Origin of the sequence: Neptuniibacter sp. QD37_11 (assembly GCF_047778105.1) — a bacterium.
Classification (GTDB): Bacteria; Pseudomonadota; Gammaproteobacteria; order Pseudomonadales; family Balneatricaceae; genus Neptuniibacter.
In genome coordinates this window covers 3,053,576-3,074,300 of sequence record NZ_CP180552.1, presented here as the reverse complement: position 1 = coordinate 3,074,300, position 20,725 = coordinate 3,053,576, and the positions used below count along the sequence as shown (strand labels likewise).

The window sequence follows — 20,725 nt, the reverse complement described above, 5'->3', positions numbered from 1 at the left end:
AATCGAAGGTCTCTATCTAACCGCTACACAATAACGTATTTTAATCGGTAGTAGATATAGGCCAAATCTAAAAATTACAATCGTATTATTTTATCGGTGTTTACCCGTACTGACTAGCATCTATGACTTATTTTATTTGTTTTTAGTCAGCCAATATTCAGTCATACTATGGCCGAATTCAGGGAGCGCAAGAATCTTAGGAGATATGCATGAAAAAACTGATTGCTGTAGCAGTTACAGGTGTTCTGCTAACGGGGTGTCAAACACTAGATCCTTATACAGGTGAGCAGAAAGTAGGTAATACTACGAAGGGTGCAGGTATTGGCGCTGTAGCAGGTGCTGTACTTGGTGCTGCTGTTTCTAGTAAAAGTGACCGTGGTAAAGGTGCTTTGACCGGTGCTCTTGTGGGTGGTGCTGTTGGTGGCGGTATCGGCTATTACATGGATCAACAGGAAGCTTTGTTGCGCCAAGAATTAGAAGGTACAGGTGTTCGAGTTGAGCGTATTGGTGATTCTATTCGTTTGATTATGCCTGGCAATATTACATTCGCTGTGGATTCTGATCGTATTGCCGGTAGTTTTTACCCGGTGTTGGACTCAGTAGCTAAGGTATTGGCTAAGTTTGATCAGACTGAGCTGAATGTTGACGGCTTTACAGATAGCTCTGGTTCTTTTGAGTATAACCAGCAACTTTCTGAGCGCCGTGCTGCGCGAGTAGGTGATTACCTTGTGAGTGCAGGTGTTGAGCGGTTACGTATTAATGCGCGTGGTTATGGTGAGCGTTATCCAATTGCAGATAATAAAACCTCTGCAGGTCGTTCACAGAACCGTCGTGTAGAGATCAATATTAGCGGAACGCGTCGCTAAGTATGGATACGGCACTCGAGCTTATAAGGCTCGAGTGCGTCCTTTCTTATCTTTTCTTCACTAGCGAGCGATAGCTAAATCGCCGGGCCTAATGTTGAATGACGCAGCTGCACTGCTGATGTGGCCAGAAGCTGAACCCATTTGGACATCATCAATTACCAATGTTTGTTTTGTATTGGTTAGTTGAGTGGTCGCTTTCATATCTGGCGAGTAATAAGTGGACTTGCGGTAGATGGTAAGTTTATCACCTCGTTTTAACCCCTGTTGTTTACCAGAATTAATCCAAATATTTCGATCTTCAATTTGAGTAATCATGGTTGAGAAAGGCTCGCACAGTAATTCGTTTTGAAGCTCTTCAAGAATGGTTTGCTGGAGCTCTTTAACTTTTTGTCCATAATCCTGCTTGAAAAAACCAGCAGTATTGAAGCCTGTTTTAATTGTACGATCTAGATTCCAGAGACCAGCGGTTTGATAGTGTTTTTGGCTGACAAGATGGCCAGTCATACCATCATGGATAAATAGGTCTATTTCAAAGTTTCTTAAGTGTCTTTTGCTTTTGTAATCCAAGGTGTTGTAAAGGTCGATTAGGAAGTTTTTCTCAGTATGAGTGCGAGGATCCATCATCGACATATCGCGGATAACACCGGAGACAACATAGTTTACATTTAGCTGGCCCGCTGTTTGTTGCATGCTGGAAAGGGCGCCGTCATCCAACTGATTGGTTGGGGCGAATTCTGGTTGTGGATGAAGGTTTAGACGGCCGGCGTTGTGAGCAACAAAAGACTGTTTGTTATTCATCAGTTGTGCAATTTGAGCAGGAAAAACACTGCTCACACTGCCTAAGCCACCTAGGTTGGCTTGTTTAAGTTTTAGTAATGGGAAGGCGGTAACGGCAATTGATTTTGTGTAACTGTTGCTTACGCCGTTGTGGCACCCTTGATCAATCAGTACATCAGCCCGAATACGGATAAATAGAGTATTGCCTACGACCTTCTCATCAATAATCTCTATATTGGATACTTGGCCCAAGGTGCTGATCTGCATATTGTCGATTTCTAGGATGCCATCGCGAACGACTTGGCTGCTAGAAATATAAACAGCGGCTTGCATAGAGGCTTGCTGTGAAGCATCTCGAATTGCTGCTTCTCGAGCAGAGTTTATATCTTTGTTGGCAATAATCGCTTGGCCTTGCGCTTCAACAACAACAGCCTGAACTGAAAGGGGCAATAGAAGCAGGCAGGCTAAGATTAATTTTTGCACTAGATTAAACATATCTCACCGTTGACCGATTACTTACACTATATGTAGATAACTTAAATAACAGATATTGGAACTGTGGGCATCTTATCTCAGGGCCCATAAAGCTGACAGTATGCAATTACAATATGATTGTAAATCATTGTATAAGGTCGTGTTTTGTATTGCTCCCTATACCTAGATGATTATGTTAGATTGTGGTGCGTAACCTTTGAGTTTGGAAGATCAGGATGAAAAATATTTTACTGCTGTTAGCGATCGGATGTTTAAGTGGTTGTATGCAGCAAACAAATAAAGATGCTGGGCCTGAGTCCGTGCATATTGAAAGTATGAGTCCTGAAGTCGTTGCAGAACTGCATAAGCTAGAAAAGGCGCATATCGCTGAAAAAGAAGCTCTGTTGGAAAAAGAACGTGCGATGTTGCAGCGAGAGGTTGTGCAGGTTGATGTTTCCCCAAATGGTTTGGATCCTCTCAGTGAGGCTGTTCAGCAAATGGCTGTACAGATGACGGCGGGTTTGCAGCAGAACCGTGTTAAAAAATTTCCAATGGCGGTCATTCCATTCACAAACTTACATAATGAGCGCAAAGTTGGGCGCTTTGGTGAACGTTTAGAACAAGCGTTTATTTATCAGTTACAACAACATGGTTATAACTTGATCGATTACCGCGCGGCGGGGTTAACAACATCAACCAAGCAGCCGCTATCGAAACAGAACCTGTCAGGCCTCAGAACACGCTACAAATTGTATTTCTTGGTGACAGGAACTTATGCGCAACATTCTGATGGTATGGTCATAAATGCCCGAGTTATTGATACAACGACTCGACAGGTGTTGGCAACTGGACAGAGCCATTTAAGTAACGCGCGTTTAGAAGGCGGGTTACCAGGGTATAATCCTCTCAAAGCGTTAAATGAAGATTTGATTATCGAAAATGGAAGTGGGCCGGTTAGGTAAATCATCAGATGAAAAAAGCATACACAAATCTTTTTCGTAAATTGGCAGGGCTGCTTTTATTGACGCCAGTTTTACTTCTTCAGGGGTGTGAAACGGCAGTTGAGACAACCATTGATATGGTTGAAGCCTTACCGGATGTTAATTTTCCAACCCGTGTTGAGGAGCCTAAAGAGCCTAATTGGGTGAGAGCGACGGGCTATGCGCCGATTAGCTTGCAACCGGGGAAAAATCGTCAGCATAAAATTTTGATGGCTATGCGCGCTTCTAAATTGAGAGCTTATCAAGAATTGGCGGGTGTTGTGCATGGTCAGTATCTGTTTGGTACAACATCGGTACAGGATATGATTTTGCAAAATGATCAATTCAAAGCTGCTGTTTCCGGAATTGTTAGAGGGGCAAGAGTTGTGAAGACTTATCCGGTGCAAGAAGATACTTACGCAACTACATTAGAAGTGGATCTAAATCAGGTTCAGCGAGCCTGGATTAGCCGCTAATTTTAGTAATAAAAAAGGGAGCAGATGCTCCCTTTTTTATTACCTAACTTTTTAAAGCTAAGCGATCATTTTTGAGTCGCTTCGAATGCTGCCATCTGTTCTGGTGTCGCTTTCTTTTGGTATTTATCTTTCCAAGTGTCGTAAGACTCACCGTATACCAACTCTAGCGCAGCATCGTAATCTACTTCTTGGCCGCGCTTTTCAGCTTCGGCTTTGTACCATTTGCTCAGGCAGTTACGGCAGAAACCCGCCAGAATCATTAGATCAATGTTCTGTACGTCTTTGCGGTTGTCTAAGTGCTCTAGTAGACGACGGAATACAGCCGCTTCGATTTCGTTTTGCGTTTGTTGATCCATGTTTTCCTCACTTTCTCTTAGCGCCTCGATTACCTGAGGCACGGCTCTATTAACGTTCGTGTTGGATGTGTTCATCCAACTGCTGGCAGATCTGATCCTGAAGGGTCTGACATAAGTTAGGATCTGAGACTGGCAAGCCTTGTTCGTCGGTGATGAAGAAGAAGTCTTCTACGCGTTCGCCGACACTCGCGATCTTAGCTTTACGAACAGATAGGTTGTGCTCTGCGAAAATGCCGCCAATCCGTGCAAGTAGACCCGGTCGATCGGGTGTGATCACTTCTAATACGGTCTGTTGAGCAGATGGATCATTGCTTACATAAACTTGTGTAGGTGTAGCAAACAGCTTCATTTGACGCGGAACGCGTCGCTGGATGATGTCCGGGTAGTCATCTGGGTCGTCGAGCTCTTCAATTAAGCGTTGCTTGATCGACTGCAGATGGCTCGGGTTTTCCGACAATGGCGTATTGTCATCTGACAGAACGGTATAAGTGTTAAGGACCTCGCCACTATCTGTCACGATAATGCGCGCATCTTGAATATTGAGATGTAATTGGTCCATTGCTGCTACAGTGGCTGCAAAGAGGTTTTTGATATCTTTGCTGTAGATGAAAATCTCTGTTGCACCTTCAAATACACGGTGAGATGTTTGGCGAATCAGGATCAGCGGCTCATCTGCTTTTGTATGTTCTAGAATTGCCTTGGTGTGTTCAGCGATGCTTTGGGCGGTCTCTCTAAGGAAATAATCATCTCCTATTGACGACCATAAAGTGTGTATATCGGTTTTCTCTACGCCTTGTCGATCCAATAGAATCTGAGCTTCGTGCTGAATTTGTTCGATACGGTCTTCTTTATTGATTGGGTTCTCTAAGCCGCGACGCAGAGCGCGTTTAGTGTCGGTATAGAGTTTACGCATCAACGTTGCGCGCCAGCTGTTCCACAGCGTGTGGTTGGTAGCATTGATATCGGCGATAGTCAGCACGTAAAGATAATCAAGATGCACAATGTCTCGTACTTGTTGCGCAAATGTGTGGATAACTTCCGGATCTGAAATGTCTTTGCGTTGAGCTGTCATGGACATAAGTAAGTGGTTACGTACGAGCCAAGATACTAAATGGCTGTCCCACTTGCCTAAATGGTGCTCATCGCAGAACTCGAGTACGTCTTCAGCGCCTAGCTCTGAATGATCGCCGCCTCGGCCTTTGGCAATGTCATGGAAAAGACCGGCAATGTATAGCAGTTCGATTTTGGGTAGCTGATTTACAATGCGATGACAAATTGGGAATTCTTCTCGGTAGTCGCGATGTCTGAATTGTCGGCACTTTTGTATCACCTTCATGGTGTGTGCATCAACGGTGTAGATATGGAATAGGTCGTGCTGCATCTGACCAATAATGCGGCCAAATTGAGGTAGGTAACGACCCAAAATTCCGTATCGTGTCATTCGTTTTAATTCGGTGGAGACTCGCTCTGGGGAGCGAAGTAGTTCCATAAAGAGACTGGTATTGCGAATATCCTTACGAAACTCGTCATCAACCTTGTGACGGTTGTCTCGAATTAAGCGAATAGTCGAGGCGCGAACACCTTTAATGGATGGATTTTGTGCTAATAGAACAAACAGCTCCATCAGGGCAAAAGGTTGGTGTTCAAAAGTGTTTTCGTGAGTGACTTCTAAGTAATCGTTGTGAATCTGGAAACGATTGTTTAGAGGGATGATCACTTGCTCTTCATTGCCGCGGAGGATCGCTTCGTCGAAGTGTTGCAGTAGCATGTCGTTGAATTCTGACATGGTCATGGCAATGCGGTAGTACTTGCTCATGAACTGTTCTACGGCAAGCTTGCCTTCTTCATCTTTGTAGCCAAAGAACTCGGCTAGTGTTCGCTGATGATCAAACAATAAACGGTCTTCACGACGGTTACAGAGCATGTGTAGTGCATAACGAACAGACCATAGGTACAACTCGCCTTTATTTAAGATATCTAGCTCTGTTTCAGTTAGAAAGCCATCTTCAACTAGGTCGCGAATATAGGTAGAGCCGAAATGCCTTTTGGATACCCAGCCTATGGTTTGTAAATCGCGCAGGCCGCCAGGTGAATTTTTAAGGTTGGGCTCTAAGTTATACTCAGTGTTGTTGGTCTTCTTGTGGCGTTCTTTTTGCTCTTTTTGCTTGGCTAGGAAGAACTCTTTATCGGTCCAAGCGCCTTCTGATGTCACCCTGTCATACATCTGTGTGTGTAGATCAGGATTGCCTGTCAGTGTGCGAGATTCAATCAGATTGGTGGCGATCGTAATATCGCTTTGTGCTTCTTTGTAGCACTCGCTGAGTGTTCGAACACTGGAACCTATATCTAAATTGATATCCCATAGGGTGGTTAAAAATGCGCTGATTGAATCGTGTAGATCTTCAGCATTAACCTCATCATCCAAGAGGATTAGTAGGTCAATATCTGAATGCGGGTGCAGTTCGCCTCGGCCGTAGCCGCCAACAGCAATAAGCGAGATCTTATCTTCAGGCCAGGGGTATTGAGACCAAGCGACTTGTAAGATGCGATCAATTTCCCACGCACGGCCGTAGATTAGTTTGCGGATATCCTCTCCAGCCTTGAAGCGATCATCAAGGCTGTTTTTTATCGTACACAGCGCCTCTTTGTACAGTGGGATAGGGGAGGTTGTCTCCGCTAACTTGGTTCTAAAATCATCGATGTCGATGATTTCTTCTTCGGCTAGTTGCTGGTGGAGGGTGGTCGACATCTTAGCATTACCCGCTTTGTTTATTTCGCGTAGTGAATGATTTACTGAAGATTCTCATCAGAACGAAGGGTTAGAATCTCGTAACCATCGGCAGTTACTAAAATTGTGTGTTCCCATTGTGCTGATAAGCGACGATCAGCTGTTTCAACAGTCCAACCATCCTTCTTAGATAGTTTAACTTGTCGTTTTCCTGCATTGATCATTGGCTCGATTGTAAAAATCATGCCTTCCTCAAGGATCTCGCCAGTACCTGCTTTACCGTAATGCAGAACTTGAGGTTCTTCGTGGAATTCAGCACCAATGCCGTGGCCGCAGTATTCACGAACCACAGTATAGTGATTTTGTTCTGCATGGGTTTGGATTACGTGGCCGATATCTCCTAGGCGTGCGCCCGGTTTAACCAGTTTGATTCCTTTGTACATGCATTCCAAAGTTATATCGACTAGGCGACGGGCATGAGGTAGTTCCTTGCCCACAAAAAACATTTTGCTGGTGTCGCCGTGATAGCCATCTTTGATTACCGTGATATCAACATTGATGATATCGCTATCTTTCAGTTTTTTGTCATTTGGAATGCCATGGCAAACAACCTGATTAACTGAGGTGCAGATAGATTTTGGGAAACCATGGTAGTTAAGCGGTGCAGGAATGGCTTGTTGCTTATCCACAATGTAGTCGTGACAAATTTGGTTCAGCTCATTTGTGGTGACACCCGGTTTTATATATGGCTCGATCATTTCGAGAACTTCGGCAGCCAAACGGCCTGCAACGCGCATTTTCTCGATCTCTTCAGGTGTTTTAATTTTGATGCTCATAAGCTGTCAATTGTCCTGTGAAACCGCCAGAAGCGGTGTATTAAAGTTTAACTGAAGGGGATTGTAGCAATCCTGCTGCAGGAATAGAAATAGGCTTTATATTATTGGGTGGTTATGGTATAAATCCGCGCTCAATTTGCGTAAGCAAAAATATATATCACACACGTTCCGACACAATGTTCAGGGTGCCTTCGGGTTGGATGTTGGGGATCGTGGAGGTTTAACCCAATTTTAGGAAAATATAATGGCTAAAATTACTATGCGTGACCTGCTTAAAGCAGGCGTTCACTTCGGTCACCAGACTCGTTACTGGAACCCGAAAATGTCTAAATTCATTTTCGGTGCTCGTAACAAGATTCATATCATCAACCTAGAGCACACTCTACCTGCGCTTAACGGTGCACTAGATAGCATCCAGGGTATGGCTTCCAACAAGAATAAAGTTCTTTTCGTTGGTACTAAGCGCGCTGCTAGCAAAATCGTTAAAGAAGAAGCTACTCGTGCAGGTATGCCATACGTAAACCACCGTTGGTTGGGTGGTATGCTGACTAACTACAAAACTATCCGTCAGTCTATCCGTCGCCTACGCGATCTGGAAGGTCAGAGCCAGGATGGTACGTTTGAGAAGCTAACTAAGAAAGAAGCTTTGATGCGTCAGCGTGAAATGGAAAAGCTAGAGCGTTCTATCGGTGGTATCAAAGAGATGGGCGGTCTGCCTGATGCTTTGTTCGTAATCGACGTTGACCACGAGCGTATCGCAGTAAATGAAGCAAATAAACTGGGTATCCCAGTTATCGGTGTCGTTGATACTAACAGCAACCCAGATGGCGTTGATGTTGTTATCCCTGGTAACGATGATGCACTGCGTGCAATCCAGATTTACGTTAAGTCTGCAGCTGATGCTTGCCTAGAAGGTATCGAAGCAACTGCTGGCGACAAAAACGAATTCGTTGAAGTTGAAGAAAAAGCAGCTGAATAATTCTGCTGGGGATACGGCAGCGTATTCTCTTTGACTTTATAGAGGGGGCCTTGCCCCCTTTTTTGGATTTTTTGATTAACCCGCGATTATTTTATAGGGGTATTCGATATGGCGAACATTTCCGCTGCAATGGTTAAGGATCTGCGTGACCGTACTGGTCTAGGCATGATGGAGTGTAAAAAAGCACTTAAAGAAGCTGGTGGCGACATCGAGAAGGCGATTGAAGAGCTACGTAAAGCTTCTGGTATGAAGGCTGCTAAAAAAGCAGGTCGTACTGCAGCTGAAGGTGTTGTGGTTGTTAAAGTTGCAGACGATAACAGCTACGCGGTAGCAGTAGAAGTTAACTCTGAAACTGACTTCGCAGCACGCGATGAAGGCTTCCTTGCTTTTACAAATGTTGTGCTAGAAAAAGCGTTTGCTGATAAAGCGACTGACGTTGAAGCGTTGATGGCTGGTGAACTAACTGATGCACGTGATGCATTGGTTCAAAAAATCGGTGAGAACATCGGTGTGCGTCGCGTATTCCTAGTTGAAGGTGGCGTTGTTGGTGCTTACGTACACAGCAACAACAAAATTGCTGCGCTTGTTCAGCTTGAAGGTGGTAATGAAGAAACAGCTAAAGACATCGCTATGCATGTTACAGCTGTTAACCCTCAGGTTGTTAACAAAGAAGATATGCCTGAAGAAGTTGTTGCGAAAGAAAAAGAAATCATTCTTGCACAGCCAGATATGGCGAGCAAGCCTGCAGAGATTGCAGAAAAAATGGTTACTGGTCGTATCAACAAGTTCTTGGCTGAAAACAGCCTAGTAGAGCAAGCTTTTGTTAAAAACCCAGATCAGAAAGTTGGTCAGGTAGCAAAAGATGCTGGCGCTACTGTATCTGCATTCACTCGTATCGAAGTGGGTGAAGGTATTGAAGTTGAAGAAGTAGACTTCGCTGCAGAAGTTGCTGCTCAGCTTAACGGCTAATAAGCTCTAAAGCTTATGGATTGCGCATCTAACCCATGCGCAATCCCCTCTTTTCTTGCTACACTCTCCTGATCCCAATTTCTGTGGAGATATACGGATGCCAACCACCGAGAAACAATCAAAATATAAACGCATATTGCTGAAGCTTAGCGGCGAAGCCCTAATGGGTGACGAGAGCTTTGGTATAGACTCAAATGTCCTGAATAGAATGGCCCTAGAGATTGGCCAGCTAGTAGGGATTGGTGTTCAAGTCGGTATGGTTATCGGCGGTGGTAATTTGTTTCGTGGCGCAGCGCTAAATGAGGCTGGGTTGGATCGCGTTACTGGCGACCATATGGGTATGCTCGCAACCGTTATGAATGCATTGGCTATGCGTGATGCATTGGAGCGTAGCAATATAAACACTAGAGTAATGTCGGCTATACCAATGAGTGGTGTAGTGGATCATTACGACCGTCGAAATGCGATGCGTTACCTTAACCAAGGTGATGTTGTGATTTTTGCGGCGGGTACAGGTAATCCTTTCTTTACAACGGATTCAGCAGCTTGCCTTCGTGGTATAGAGGTAGAGGCTGATGTTGTACTGAAAGCAACTAAGGTTGATGGTGTATATACAGCAGATCCAGTTAAGGATCCTACAGCGCGCCGTTACCGTCACCTAAGTTATGATGAAGTTTTAGAACAGCAACTTGGTGTTATGGATCTGACCGCGATCTGTTTAACGCGAGATCACAATATGCCAGTGCGTGTATTTAATATGAATAAACCAGGTGCTCTCGCCAACCTTGTAGTAGGTAGCGACGAGGGTACTTTGATCGATTGCAGTGAAACGGTTGGAGAAAAATATGCTGAATGAAATCACTCAGGATGCTGCCGAGCGCATGCAGAAAAGTGTTGATGCCCTAGTAACGAACTTCAAAAAAATTCGTACTGGTCGTGCACATCCGAGCATTCTGGAAGGGATTCAGGTTTCCTATTACGGTTCTGATGTGCCTTTGAGTCAGGTAGCTAATATTTCTGTTGAGGATGGTCGTACGCTATCTATCGTGCCATGGGAAAAGCCAATGGTGCCTGTAATCGAAAAAGCGATTATGACCTCTGATCTAGGTTTGAACCCAGCAACTGCGGGTGAAAATATTCGCGTTCCAATGCCTCCGTTGACTGAGGAAACGCGTAAGGGTTATATCAAACAAGCGCGTCAGGAAGCTGAAGGTGCACGCGTAGCTATTCGTAATATTCGTCGTGATGCAAACGGCGATCTTAAAGATCTTTTGAAAGAAAAAGAGATTACTGAAGATGATCAGCGTCGTGGCGAAGATCAGATTCAGAAAGTTACGGATAAGCATGTTGCAGAAGTAGATAGTCTTCTGGAGCAGAAAGAAAAAGATCTAATGGAAATTTGATCGAAGCAGCGGCGCTGTAAGGTGCCGCTGAATTATTTGCATGACATCAAAAAACAATTCTTCAGAAGTTATTACTAATACGCCTCGGCATATTGCCATCATTATGGATGGGAATAACCGTTGGGCAAAAGAGCGTCGACTACCAGGCTTGGCAGGTCATAAAGCGGGTGTGGATTGTGTGCGTTCAGTCATCGAAGGCTGTGTGGAGTTAGGTGTTGAATCTCTGACTTTATTTGCTTTTAGCTCTGAGAATTGGAAACGACCTCCGTTGGAGGTTAAAGGTCTAATGGAGTTGTTCAAGCTAGCATTAGATCGAGAAGCGAAGAAGTTATTGAAAAACAATATTCGCTTACGAGTTGTTGGTGATAAAACATCTTTTAGTGATTCGTTACAGAAAAAAATTCACCATGTTGAAGCTTTGACTGCCGATTGTGATGGTTTGCAGCTTAATATTGCAGCAAATTATGGTGGTCGTTGGGATATTACCCAAGCGGCTCGCCAACTAGCTGAAAAATGTATTGCTAATGAATTGTCTCCTAAAGAAATTACTGAAGAATCGTTAGGGAAGTGTATTAACCTTTCTGATCTGCCGGAGCCAGATTTATGTATTAGAACCGGTGGTGAGCAACGTATTAGTAATTTCTTGATATGGCAGTTCGCTTACACTGAATTGTATTTTTCGGATGCTTATTGGCCTGATTTTGATAAAGAGCATTTGAAAACAGCGATCCTAGATTATAGCGGCAGACAACGCCGCTTTGGGAAAACGAGTGAGCAGGTAGAGGCGGAGCAAAATGCTTAAACAGCGAATATTAACCGCGCTTGTGCTTGCACCGTTAGCATTGCTGGGTGTGTTTGCTTTACCGTTACCATCTTTTCTTTATTTTATGGATGTTGTCATTCTTTTAGGTGCTTGGGAATGGGCAAATTTATCCGGTTATGAAAGTCGAATTCAGCGTTTCATGTATGTCGGCTTGGTGGCGTCTATTCTTGCTAGTCTGCATCTTTTTTATACCAGCATTCCTATTGAACTTATCTTGTCAGTTACACTCTTAGGTTGGGTGGTTGCGCTTCTCTGGGTGGTGAAATATCCGAAGAGTTCTAGTTGGAGCGCTGGCTGGAAGCGTGCCTTAGTTGGTTTGGTTGTATTGGTACCAAGCTGGATTGCATTTGTTGGACTTAAAGGTTCAGAAAACGGTGAGATGTTGATCTTGCTGTTGTTTCTTTTGGTTTGGGGTGCTGATGTAGGTGCATACTTCTCAGGCAAGAAATTTGGTCGGGTTAAGTTGGCGCCTAATGTAAGCCCAGGTAAAACGCGTGAAGGTCTTTACGGTGGATTAGTCGCCTGTGCAGTTATTGCATTGGGGTTTGCGCTATACAATGGCTTTGAAATGCTTCAAGTTATTCTCCTTGTTGCGCTTGCTACAGTAACAGGGCTAATCTCGGTTCTTGGAGATCTATTTGAAAGTATGTTGAAACGACATCGTGGAATTAAAGATAGTAGTCAGCTACTCCCTGGGCATGGTGGTGTTCTAGATCGTATCGATAGCCTGACGGCAGCCTCGCCTTTATTTGTGTTGGGTATGCAATATCTAATTGCGTATTGAGACTGATATGGAATTGTTGCATACCATTCTTGCTACAATCGTTACCTTAGGGATTTTAGTTACAATCCATGAATGGGGGCATTTCTATGTTGCTCGCCGTTGTGGGGTTAAAGTTCTGCGTTTTTCTGTTGGTTTTGGTAAAGCTTTTTATACTTGGAAGGACCGTCAAGGTACTGAGTATGCGATTGCCAGTATACCTTTAGGCGGCTATGTTAAAATGCTGGATGAGCGTGAGGGTGATGTGCCTGAAGAGCAGCTCTCCCAAGCCTTTAATCGTAAACCTGTAATTCAACGTATCGCTATTGTTGCAGCAGGTCCCCTTGTAAATCTCGTCTTTGCTGTTTTTGCATATTGGTTTCTCTTTATTTATGGCGTATCAGCAGTCGTTCCTGTGATTGGGGGGGTGCAGCAAGGATCTTTGGCTGAAAGTGCAGGTTTGCCTATTGATTCGGAAATAGTGGCTGTTGATGGCTATGAAACTTTAAGTTGGGATGCTGTTAATCTACGACTTGCTTCGCGTGTTGCAGAAAGCGGGGTATTAACCCTTAAGTTACGTGAAGAAGGCACGACTCTTCTGCAAGAATACAGAATTGCACTGGATGAGTGGACATTTGACTTAGATAAACAGTCGCCAGTTTCCGCATTGGGGCTTGTGCCTTGGCGCCCTTATGTCCCAGCAATTTTTGGTAGCTTTTTAGAGGATGGAAGGGCCGTTGGTTCTGGCTTGAAAGCTGGTGATGAGGTTCTTTCAGTCAATGGTGTTCAGGTTCAAGATTGGTTGTCGTTTGTAGGTGTTGTTAAAGCAAACCCAGAAAACGAGTTGAACTTGAAAATCGATAGAAGCGGTCAGGAATTTTTTATTAAGCTAACGCCTGCACTGAAAATTACCGCTGATGGTGAGAAAATAGGTTATATAGGGGCGGGCACTCAGCAAGTTTCTCTTCCTGAAAATATGGAAAGGCAGATAAGATATGGTCCAATTGAATCTATCTTTATGGCTTTCGAAAGATCTTGGCAACTGATTGGTTTGATTTTCGACTCTATATGGAAAATGCTGACGGGCGATATGTCAGTAAAAAACTTGAGTGGCCCTATTACCATTGCTAAAGTTGCCGGTTCTTCTGCATCGCTGGGTGTAGAATATTATATTGGTTTTCTTGCTTATCTGAGTATTAGCTTAGGTATATTAAATTTACTGCCAATCCCTGTCTTAGATGGCGGGCATTTGCTTTATTATGCTGTCGAATTAGTGACAGGGAGGCCTGTAAGTGAGAATATTCAGCTCCTTGGTCTGAAAATTGGTATGGCTATGCTGCTTTCATTGATGTTTGTAGCATTATTTAATGACTTTATGCGGCTGTGACAGCTGTTTCGATTATTTATTACGGATTAGACGCACTTCATGAAACGTGGCATTGGACTTCTGGTAGCGCTCTTTTTCTGGGTTTCTTTCGCTCAGGCAAACACATCATCTTTCGTTGTAGAAGATATCCGTTTAGAAGGATTACAACGTGTTTCTCCAGGGATTGTGTTTAGGAATTTTCCTGTTACAGCGGGTGAACAAGTAAATGCTCTGTCATTGTCCAAGGCTACTAAAAAACTATTCGCCTCTGGTTATTTTGACGATATTGAGTTGTTACGTGATGACTCTGTTCTTGTTTTACGTTTACAAGAGCGTCCGTCGGTCAGTTTGATTAAGCTCGAAGGTAATAAAGTTCTAGAATCCGAAGCGTTACTGGATGGTTTGAAGCAAACAGGTTTACAAGAAGGTGATGTCTTTAAGCGTTCGACCTTAGAGCAAATTAAACAGGATCTTGTTCGTGTTTATGCTTCACAGGGACGCTACGGTGCTAGTATTAGCACGGAAGTAGAAAACCTCCCGGGCAACCGTGTTGCACTGAATATCAATGTCAAAGAAGGCCGTGTTGCAACGATTCAACATATTAATATTGTGGGGAATACGGTTTATTCTGATGAAGAGCTTAAAGAATTATTCTCTTTAAAACTGCCAAATTTCTGGTCATTCTATAAGAAGGATGATCGCTATGCGCGTCAAAAGCTTACCGGTGATTTGGAGCGAGTGCGTTCTTATTACCTAGATAGCGGTTATGTGAACTTCTCTATTGATTCGACTCAGGTATCTATCACCCCCGACAAAAAGAATGTCTATATCACGCTAAATGTAACTGAGGGTGAAAAGTATACTATTCGTGATGTTGCTGTTGCAGGCGAAATGGTAGTGCCTGAGGAAGAGCTTTTAGATTCTGTTAGAGTTGAAGAAGGTCAGGTATTTTCACGTCGTTTGATAACAGAGTCTCAAGACGCTCTAACAAAGCGTATTGGCGATGCAGGTTATATGTTTGCAAACATCTCGCCAGCTCCGGAATTGCATGATGATAATACCGTCACTGTAAAGTTTTTTGTTGATCCGGGTAAGCGAACATACGTTCGTCGTATTAATATTCGAGGTAATACGCGTACTGCTGATGAGGTTATTCGTCAGCATTTGAAACAAATGGAAGCGGCGGTTGCGTCAAATGAATTGATCGAACAATCCAAACAGAGACTAGAGAAAACAGGCTATTTCAAGACAGTAGCTGTTGAAACTACGCCAGTCCCTGGAAGTAACGATTTAGTTGATATTGATTACAATGTTGAAGAACAACAATCCGGTTCATTCTCCGCAAGTGTCGGTTTCTCTCAAAGCGCAGGTATTATCTTAGGTTTTAAACTGCAGCAAGATAACTTCTTGGGAACTGGTAAGAGGGTAGGAATTGGTATCTCTAATAGTGATACATTAACTGAATATTCCTACAGTTTCGTAGATCCTTATTACACTGTTGATGGTGTTAGTCGTGGTTTCAACGTTTATTACCGAGAACGCGATTTTGATGAAGATAACGCTAGTGCGTTCTCAACGGATGAAATGGGCGGTGGTGTTAACTTTGGTTATCCAATTGATGACTATCAACGTTTGAATTTTGGTTTGAATATTGAAAAAGTGACGATTAAAACCAATTCCACTGAAACACCGGATGAAATTAATCAGTATCTTGCTGATGAAGGTAATGATTATGTAAATCTCAATGTTGTTGGGCGTTGGAGTTCTAATCATTTAAACCGAGGTTTCTTCCCGACCAAAGGTTATTCACAGAGTCTGTCTTTAGAGCTCGGTTTGCCTGGTAGTGATTTGAGTTATTATAAAGCGCAATATAATGGTAAATGGTACTACCCATTGACTGATGATCGTTTTTGGATTCTATCCTTGAAAGGTCGTGTAGGTCTTGGTGGAGAGCTAGGTCAGAATGAATATCCATTTTATAAACATTTCTTTGCCGGTGGTTTGAAAACTGTTCGAGGTTATGAGCAAAATTCTTTAGGCCCTCGTGATTCTAAAGATGACCCATTTGGCGGTGATGTTTTGATTACTGGTGGTGCAGAATTTATTTTTCCAACTCCTTTTGTAAAAGAAAGAACATCTTGGCGTACATTGTTATTTGTTGATGCCGGTAATGTATTTGATACTGACTGTTCGTCTGTATCCAAACCGGGTAATTGTACAGATGGCGTAGAACTTGATGAGCTGAGATTGTCAGCTGGATTTGGTTTGAGTTGGTTGACACCAATTGGGCCTTTGTCTGTTGCCTTGGCTGCTCCTCTCAATGATAAAACTGGTGATGATACAGAAGTATTCCAGTTCGCATTAGGTCAAACTTTCTAAGGAATAGAATATGAAATTTAAAGCCGTTTTGGGTTTTCTTTTTGCAGCAACATTAAGTTTTAATGCAAGTGCTGAAAAGGTTGCTGTTTTAGGTGTTCAACAAGCGCTGCTTGCTTCTGAGGCTGCTGCAGATTATCGCCAGTCACTCAAAACTGAGTTCGCGAAAGAAGATAAGAAAATGCTTGATCTAGAAAAACAGGTCAAGGCAGCAAGGGAAAAGCTGAAGAAGAACAAAGATCTAGCGTCTGAGGCTGAATTGAAGAAAATGAGTATTCAATTCCAAAAAGTTTTTGCCGAGTATCAAAAAAACGGTCAAGCGCTACAACAGAAGAAAATGCAACGTGAGCAGGCGTTTATTCAAGAGATGCGTCCTCGTCTAGATAAGGTTATTCGTGATCTTATCGAGAAAGAAGGTTACGACGTAGTGATCGCTAAACAGGCAACTCTGTTTACAAAAAAAGAACTAGATATTACTCCTCGAGTAGTTGAACTGCTTAACAAACAGTAGGCTAGCCATACTGAATGAGTTCAAATGAGTATACGCTAAAGCAGTTAGCTGAATTCTTATCAGCAGATTTGCATGGTGATGATGATTTCAAGGTTAGTGCCCTAGCTACCTTAGAAAAAGCTCGATCTTCGGATTTGAGTTTTATCGCAAATAGTAAATACCAGAAATACCTATCTGATTCACAGGCGGGAGCTGTTTTGATGGCTCCTACGGATTTAGAATATTTTGAAGGTAATGCTCTAGTTCTTGATAACCCTTATCTTGCTTATGCTCGTGTTAGTCAGCTTTTTGCTCTACCCCCTGATTCCTTAAAAGGTATAGCTGCTTCAGCGAATATTGCTGAATCTGCAAAAGTCGCAAAAACAGCCTCGATTGCTCATGGTGTTGTTATTGGCGAGCGTTCAATCGTCGGTGATGGGGTTGTAATTGAGCCCAATGCAGTGATTGGTGCTGACTGTGTTATTGGTGCTGAGTCAGTTATAAAAGCTAATGTAACCTTATATACAGATGTTCATATTGGTACAAATTGCCTCATCCATAGTGGTGCTGTTTTAGGTGCAGACGGATTTGGTTTTGCCAATGAAAAAGGCGATTGGGTAAAAATTGCGCAATTAGGTGGGGTTAGGGTTGGCAACAACGTTGAGGTTGGTGCTGGGACCACAATAGATCGTGGAGCTTTAGAGAACACGATAATTTCTGATGGTGTGATTTTAGATAACCAAATACAAATCGCACACAACGTTAGCATTGGTGAAAAATCTGCGATTGCAGGTTGTACGGCGGTAGCTGGAAGCACTAAAATTGGTGCCGGTTGTACGATTGCTGGAGCATGTGGAATCACAGGGCATTTAAGTATTGCCGATGGCAGTCATATCACCGCCATGTCATTAGTTACAAAATCAATTGTTGAACCAGGTGTTTATTCGTCTGGTACCGGTATGCTTCCACATAAACAGTGGAAGAAGAACGTAGTTAGGTTTCGTCAGTTAGACGACCTAGCGCGCCGCATAAAGTCTGTAGAAGATAAGATTACTGAGATTAAGGGTTCTTAAGAAATGATGGATGTAAATGAAATTCGGGAATACCTTCCGCACCGCTATCCGTTTTTACTGGTAGATCGTGTGCTGGAGTTAGAAAAGGGAGAATCCATTGTTGCGATTAAAAATGTCACCGTTAATGAGCCTTTTTTCAATGGTCATTTTCCAGATCACCCTGTAATGCCTGGTGTTTTGATTGTCGAAGCTATGGCGCAAGCAGCTGGTATCCTAGGTTTTAAAACTATGGATAAAAAGCCACAAGATGGTTCGATTTATTACTTTGTTGGCTCAGATAAACTACGCTTTAAACGACCGGTGGTTCCAGGGGATCAGTTGAAGCTTGAAGCAAAAGTTATCTCTGAACGTCGTGGTATCTGGAAGTTTGATGTGCGAGCTACCGTTGAAGGTGATATGGTAAGTAGTGCAACAATTTTGTGTGCTGATAGAAAGGTTTAAATCTTGATAGATTCCCGTGCTCTTATAGACCCTACTGCAAAGCTTGCTGATGATGTTGAAGTAGGGCCTTGGTCAATCATTGGGCCTGATGTGGAAATTGGTGCGGGCACCGTTATTGGCCCTCATGTGGTTATCAAGGGGCCAACCAAAATCGGGAAGAATAACCGCATATTTCAATTCTCGTCTGTTGGTGAAGATTGCCAAGATAAGAAATATGCGGGTGAGCCGACGACCCTGACTATTGGGGATGATAATGTTATCCGCGAAGGTGTCACGATCCATCGTGGTACTATCCAAGATGCAGGTACTACGACAATTGGTAGCCATAATCTATTTATGGCTTATGCGCATGTTGCACACGATTGCGTTGTCGGTGACCATGTAATCATGGCTAATAATACGGCGATTGCAGGGCATGTACATATTGGCGACTGGACCATTCTTGGTGGTTTTACTGCGGTGCATCAATTCTGCAAAATCGGTTCTCATGTGATGTGTGGAACCAGTACAGTTGTGCTTAAGGATATACCTTCCTACATTATGGCGAATGGTAATACCGCTAAGCCGCATGGTATTAACGTTGAAGGTCTTAAGCGTCGCGGTTTTAGTGCTGATTCAATAGCTCAGTTGCGCCGTGCTTATAAAACTATCTTTCGTAATAAACTTACAACAGCTCAGGCATTGTCTGAATTAAAGGCGATGGCTAATGAATGCCCTGAAGTTGTTCCGATGATCCAATCTATTGAATCCTCCACTCGTGGCATAATTCGCTGAGGTTGATTATGCCAAACCCCCTACGAGTAGGCATTGTAGCTGGTGAAGCTTCAGGCGATATTTTAGGTAGTGGTTTAATCAAAGCCTTAAAAAAACGCTACCCAGATCTCACTGTCGAGGGGATTGGCGGTGAGTTGATGATCGCTCAAGGCTGTCACTCTCATTACCCTTTGGAAAGATTATCAGTTATGGGGCTTGTGGAAGTCCTTGGGAGACTACCTGAACTTCTTGGTATTCGAAAAAAGCTGATTCGACACTTTATTGATAACCCTCCTGATCTGTTTATTGGCGTAGATGCACCAGACTTTACTCTTAAAATGGAAGGGGAGTTAAAGGCAGCTGGAATTCCAACGGTGCACTATGTCAGCCCATCTGTCTGGGCATGGAAGCAGAAGCGCATTTATAAAATCAAGCGCACCACGGATCTTGTTCTTAGCCTGTTTCCATTTGAGGCTAAGCATTATGCGCCTACTCAGCAGCGAGTCGCTTTTGTCGGTCACCCTTTGGCAGATAGTATTCCGCTCAGTGTCAACGTAGTTGAGAGTAAGAAAAAGTTTGCAGTAAAGTCCGGCGAGAAAATTATTGCGTTATTGCCTGGTAGTCGAGGTAGTGAGCTTAAATATTTGGCTGAGCCTTTTTTAGATACCGCTCGCTGGTTGAGTGAGAGGTTAGAGAATGTTCGTTTTGTGATTCCTGCTGCCAATGAGACACGCCATGATCAGTTACATCAATTGATAGTAGAAAAATACTCTGATCTTAATATTCAGCTTGTGATGAAGCATTCGCGTGATGTGATGGCGATAGCCGATAGTATTTTGATAGCGTCTGGAACCGCGACGCTGGAAGCTACTATTTTGCAGAAGCCAATGGTCGTAGCCTACAAAATGGCACCGTTGACCTATGCTATTTATTCTCGAATGGTCAAATCTAAGTTTATCTCTTTACCAAATCTTTTAGTTGATGAGGCTTTAGTGCCTGAAATCTTACAGGACCAAGTAAAACCAGCAGTGCTAGGACCTGCGGTATTAAAGAGTTTGCAAGATAGTGAATACAAAGCTTATTTGCGTGATAAGTTTTCAGCAATACACAAGCAACTTCATCAGGATGCAGACGAAAAAGCCGCAGATGCCATTGAGGCGCTTTTGAAAGATAAAGGTGTGATCTCGTGAGTACCATGGAATTAGATTTTTCTCAGGGGAAAAGGGTTGCCGGTGTTGATGAGGTTGGTCGTGGTCCGTTGGTGGGAAATGTCGTTGCTGCCGCTGTAATTTTGGATCCAGAAAATCCTATTCAAGGTTTGGCTGATTCGAAAAAGCTTTCTGCAAAAAAAAGAGAGCAGCTTTATATCGAAATCAAGGAAAAGGCGTTGGCATGGTGTGTCGCTTCGGCATCGCCAGCTGAAATTGATGAAATTAATATATTACATGCCTCTATGTTAGCGATGAAAAGGGCTGTCGAAGGATTAGATATCCCTGCTGAGTTTGTATATGTTGATGGTAATCGAAGTCCCGATCTAAATTGTCCTAGTGAACCTGTCGTAAAAGGGGACAGCAAGATCCCTGAAATTAGCGCTGCATCCATTTTGGCCAAAGTCGATCGCGATAGAGAGATGGAGCTTCTTGATCAGCAGTATCCAGAGTATGGCTTTGCTAAGCATAAGGGCTACCCTACAGTTCTACATTTTGAAAAACTGGCTGAACATGGCCCGTTACCTGAACATCGTCGCAGTTTTAAGCCCGTACGGGATCTGCTTTCCTAACCTTTAAAAAGTTTGCTTT

General features: G+C 43.3%; 21 protein-coding genes. 17 read left to right on the top strand and 4 right to left on the bottom strand.

Annotated elements, in window-relative coordinates:
- The first annotated feature begins 209 nt into the window (after positions 1 to 209).
- Complete coding sequence (locus ACMXYT_RS14390) at positions 210 to 866, top strand: OmpA family protein (RefSeq protein ID WP_415899225.1); 657 nt, start codon at positions 210 to 212, stop codon at positions 864 to 866.
- Between the two features lie 60 nt (positions 867 to 926).
- On the opposite strand, the gene ACMXYT_RS14385 is transcribed toward ACMXYT_RS14390, so the two are convergent.
- Positions 927 to 2,138, bottom strand: coding sequence for a flagellar assembly protein T N-terminal domain-containing protein (locus tag ACMXYT_RS14385; protein WP_415899224.1), 1,212 nt, complete (start codon positions 2,136 to 2,138; stop codon positions 927 to 929).
- Between the two features lie 215 nt (positions 2,139 to 2,353).
- On the opposite strand from ACMXYT_RS14385, the gene ACMXYT_RS14380 reads away from it, so the two are divergent.
- Positions 2,354 to 3,079 (top strand): FlgO family outer membrane protein, encoded by a 726-nt coding sequence (locus tag ACMXYT_RS14380; protein WP_415911607.1) that lies wholly within the window; start codon positions 2,354 to 2,356, stop codon positions 3,077 to 3,079.
- An 8-nt stretch (positions 3,080 to 3,087) separates the two neighbouring features.
- Entirely contained in the window at positions 3,088 to 3,573 is a 486-nt protein-coding gene (locus tag ACMXYT_RS14375; RefSeq protein ID WP_415899222.1) for an LPP20 family lipoprotein, read from the top strand.
- A 65-nt stretch (positions 3,574 to 3,638) separates the two neighbouring features.
- Here ACMXYT_RS14375 and ACMXYT_RS14370 read toward each other — a convergent pair whose 3' ends face one another.
- The 3 genes from ACMXYT_RS14370 to map are packed head-to-tail and all read right to left on the bottom strand — an operon-like array spanning position 3,639 to position 7,493.
- On the bottom strand, positions 3,639 to 3,929 hold the full coding sequence (locus tag ACMXYT_RS14370) for a DUF1244 domain-containing protein (RefSeq protein WP_415912206.1): 291 nt from the start codon (positions 3,927 to 3,929) through the stop codon (positions 3,639 to 3,641).
- A 49-nt stretch (positions 3,930 to 3,978) separates the two neighbouring features.
- Positions 3,979 to 6,678, bottom strand: coding sequence for a [protein-PII] uridylyltransferase (locus ACMXYT_RS14365; protein WP_415899221.1), 2,700 nt, complete (start codon positions 6,676 to 6,678; stop codon positions 3,979 to 3,981).
- Between the two features lie 41 nt (positions 6,679 to 6,719).
- Positions 6,720 to 7,493, bottom strand: coding sequence for a type I methionyl aminopeptidase (gene map / locus ACMXYT_RS14360; RefSeq protein WP_415899220.1), 774 nt, complete (start codon positions 7,491 to 7,493; stop codon positions 6,720 to 6,722).
- Between the two features lie 244 nt (positions 7,494 to 7,737).
- Between map and rpsB the strand changes: the two genes are divergently transcribed.
- From rpsB to rnhB, 14 genes are all read left to right on the top strand, one after another.
- Positions 7,738 to 8,472 (top strand): 30S ribosomal protein S2, encoded by a 735-nt coding sequence (rpsB, locus tag ACMXYT_RS14355; RefSeq protein ID WP_415885838.1) that lies wholly within the window; start codon positions 7,738 to 7,740, stop codon positions 8,470 to 8,472.
- Positions 8,473 to 8,580: 108 nt separating this feature from the next.
- A complete protein-coding gene (gene tsf / locus ACMXYT_RS14350; protein WP_415885837.1) occupies positions 8,581 to 9,441 on the top strand; it encodes a translation elongation factor Ts in 861 nt (286 codons plus the stop codon).
- 97 nt (positions 9,442 to 9,538) lie between these two features.
- Complete coding sequence (pyrH, locus tag ACMXYT_RS14345; protein ID WP_415882452.1) at positions 9,539 to 10,297, top strand: UMP kinase; 759 nt, start codon at positions 9,539 to 9,541, stop codon at positions 10,295 to 10,297.
- Positions 10,287 to 10,844: a ribosome recycling factor gene (gene frr, locus ACMXYT_RS14340; protein ID WP_415885836.1), complete on the top strand. Its 558-nt coding sequence runs from the start codon at positions 10,287 to 10,289 to the stop codon at positions 10,842 to 10,844. The genes pyrH and frr overlap by 11 nt, the downstream gene beginning before the upstream one ends.
- A 40-nt stretch (positions 10,845 to 10,884) precedes the next feature.
- Positions 10,885 to 11,646: a polyprenyl diphosphate synthase gene (uppS, locus tag ACMXYT_RS14335; RefSeq protein WP_415899219.1), complete on the top strand. Its 762-nt coding sequence runs from the start codon at positions 10,885 to 10,887 to the stop codon at positions 11,644 to 11,646.
- Entirely contained in the window at positions 11,639 to 12,451 is an 813-nt protein-coding gene (locus ACMXYT_RS14330; protein WP_415899218.1) for a phosphatidate cytidylyltransferase, read from the top strand. The genes uppS and ACMXYT_RS14330 overlap by 8 nt, the downstream gene beginning before the upstream one ends.
- A gap of 7 nt (positions 12,452 to 12,458) precedes the next feature.
- Complete coding sequence (gene rseP, locus ACMXYT_RS14325) at positions 12,459 to 13,814, top strand: sigma E protease regulator RseP (RefSeq protein ID WP_415899217.1); 1,356 nt, start codon at positions 12,459 to 12,461, stop codon at positions 13,812 to 13,814.
- Between the two features lie 39 nt (positions 13,815 to 13,853).
- The gene (bamA, locus tag ACMXYT_RS14320) at positions 13,854 to 16,172 is read left to right on the top strand and encodes an outer membrane protein assembly factor BamA (protein WP_415899216.1); all 2,319 of its coding nucleotides are present in this window, start codon (positions 13,854 to 13,856) and stop codon (positions 16,170 to 16,172) included.
- A 10-nt stretch (positions 16,173 to 16,182) separates the two neighbouring features.
- Positions 16,183 to 16,680: an OmpH family outer membrane protein gene (locus ACMXYT_RS14315; RefSeq protein WP_415899215.1), complete on the top strand. Its 498-nt coding sequence runs from the start codon at positions 16,183 to 16,185 to the stop codon at positions 16,678 to 16,680.
- A gap of 14 nt (positions 16,681 to 16,694) precedes the next feature.
- Positions 16,695 to 17,732 carry a UDP-3-O-(3-hydroxymyristoyl)glucosamine N-acyltransferase gene (gene lpxD / locus ACMXYT_RS14310; protein ID WP_415899214.1) on the top strand — a complete coding sequence of 346 codons (1,038 nt, stop codon included), beginning with the start codon at positions 16,695 to 16,697 and terminating at the stop codon, positions 17,730 to 17,732.
- A gap of 3 nt (positions 17,733 to 17,735) precedes the next feature.
- On the top strand, positions 17,736 to 18,173 hold the full coding sequence (gene fabZ, locus ACMXYT_RS14305) for a 3-hydroxyacyl-ACP dehydratase FabZ (protein ID WP_415882444.1): 438 nt from the start codon (positions 17,736 to 17,738) through the stop codon (positions 18,171 to 18,173).
- Positions 18,174 to 18,176: 3 nt separating this feature from the next.
- On the top strand, positions 18,177 to 18,947 hold the full coding sequence (gene lpxA / locus ACMXYT_RS14300) for an acyl-ACP--UDP-N-acetylglucosamine O-acyltransferase (RefSeq protein ID WP_415899213.1): 771 nt from the start codon (positions 18,177 to 18,179) through the stop codon (positions 18,945 to 18,947).
- Positions 18,948 to 18,955: 8 nt separating this feature from the next.
- Positions 18,956 to 20,116, top strand: coding sequence for a lipid-A-disaccharide synthase (lpxB, locus tag ACMXYT_RS14295; protein WP_415911606.1), 1,161 nt, complete (start codon positions 18,956 to 18,958; stop codon positions 20,114 to 20,116).
- Positions 20,117 to 20,121: 5 nt separating this feature from the next.
- A complete protein-coding gene (gene rnhB / locus ACMXYT_RS14290) occupies positions 20,122 to 20,706 on the top strand; it encodes a ribonuclease HII (RefSeq protein ID WP_415912205.1) in 585 nt (194 codons plus the stop codon).
- The last annotated feature ends 19 nt before the right edge of the window (positions 20,707 to 20,725 follow it).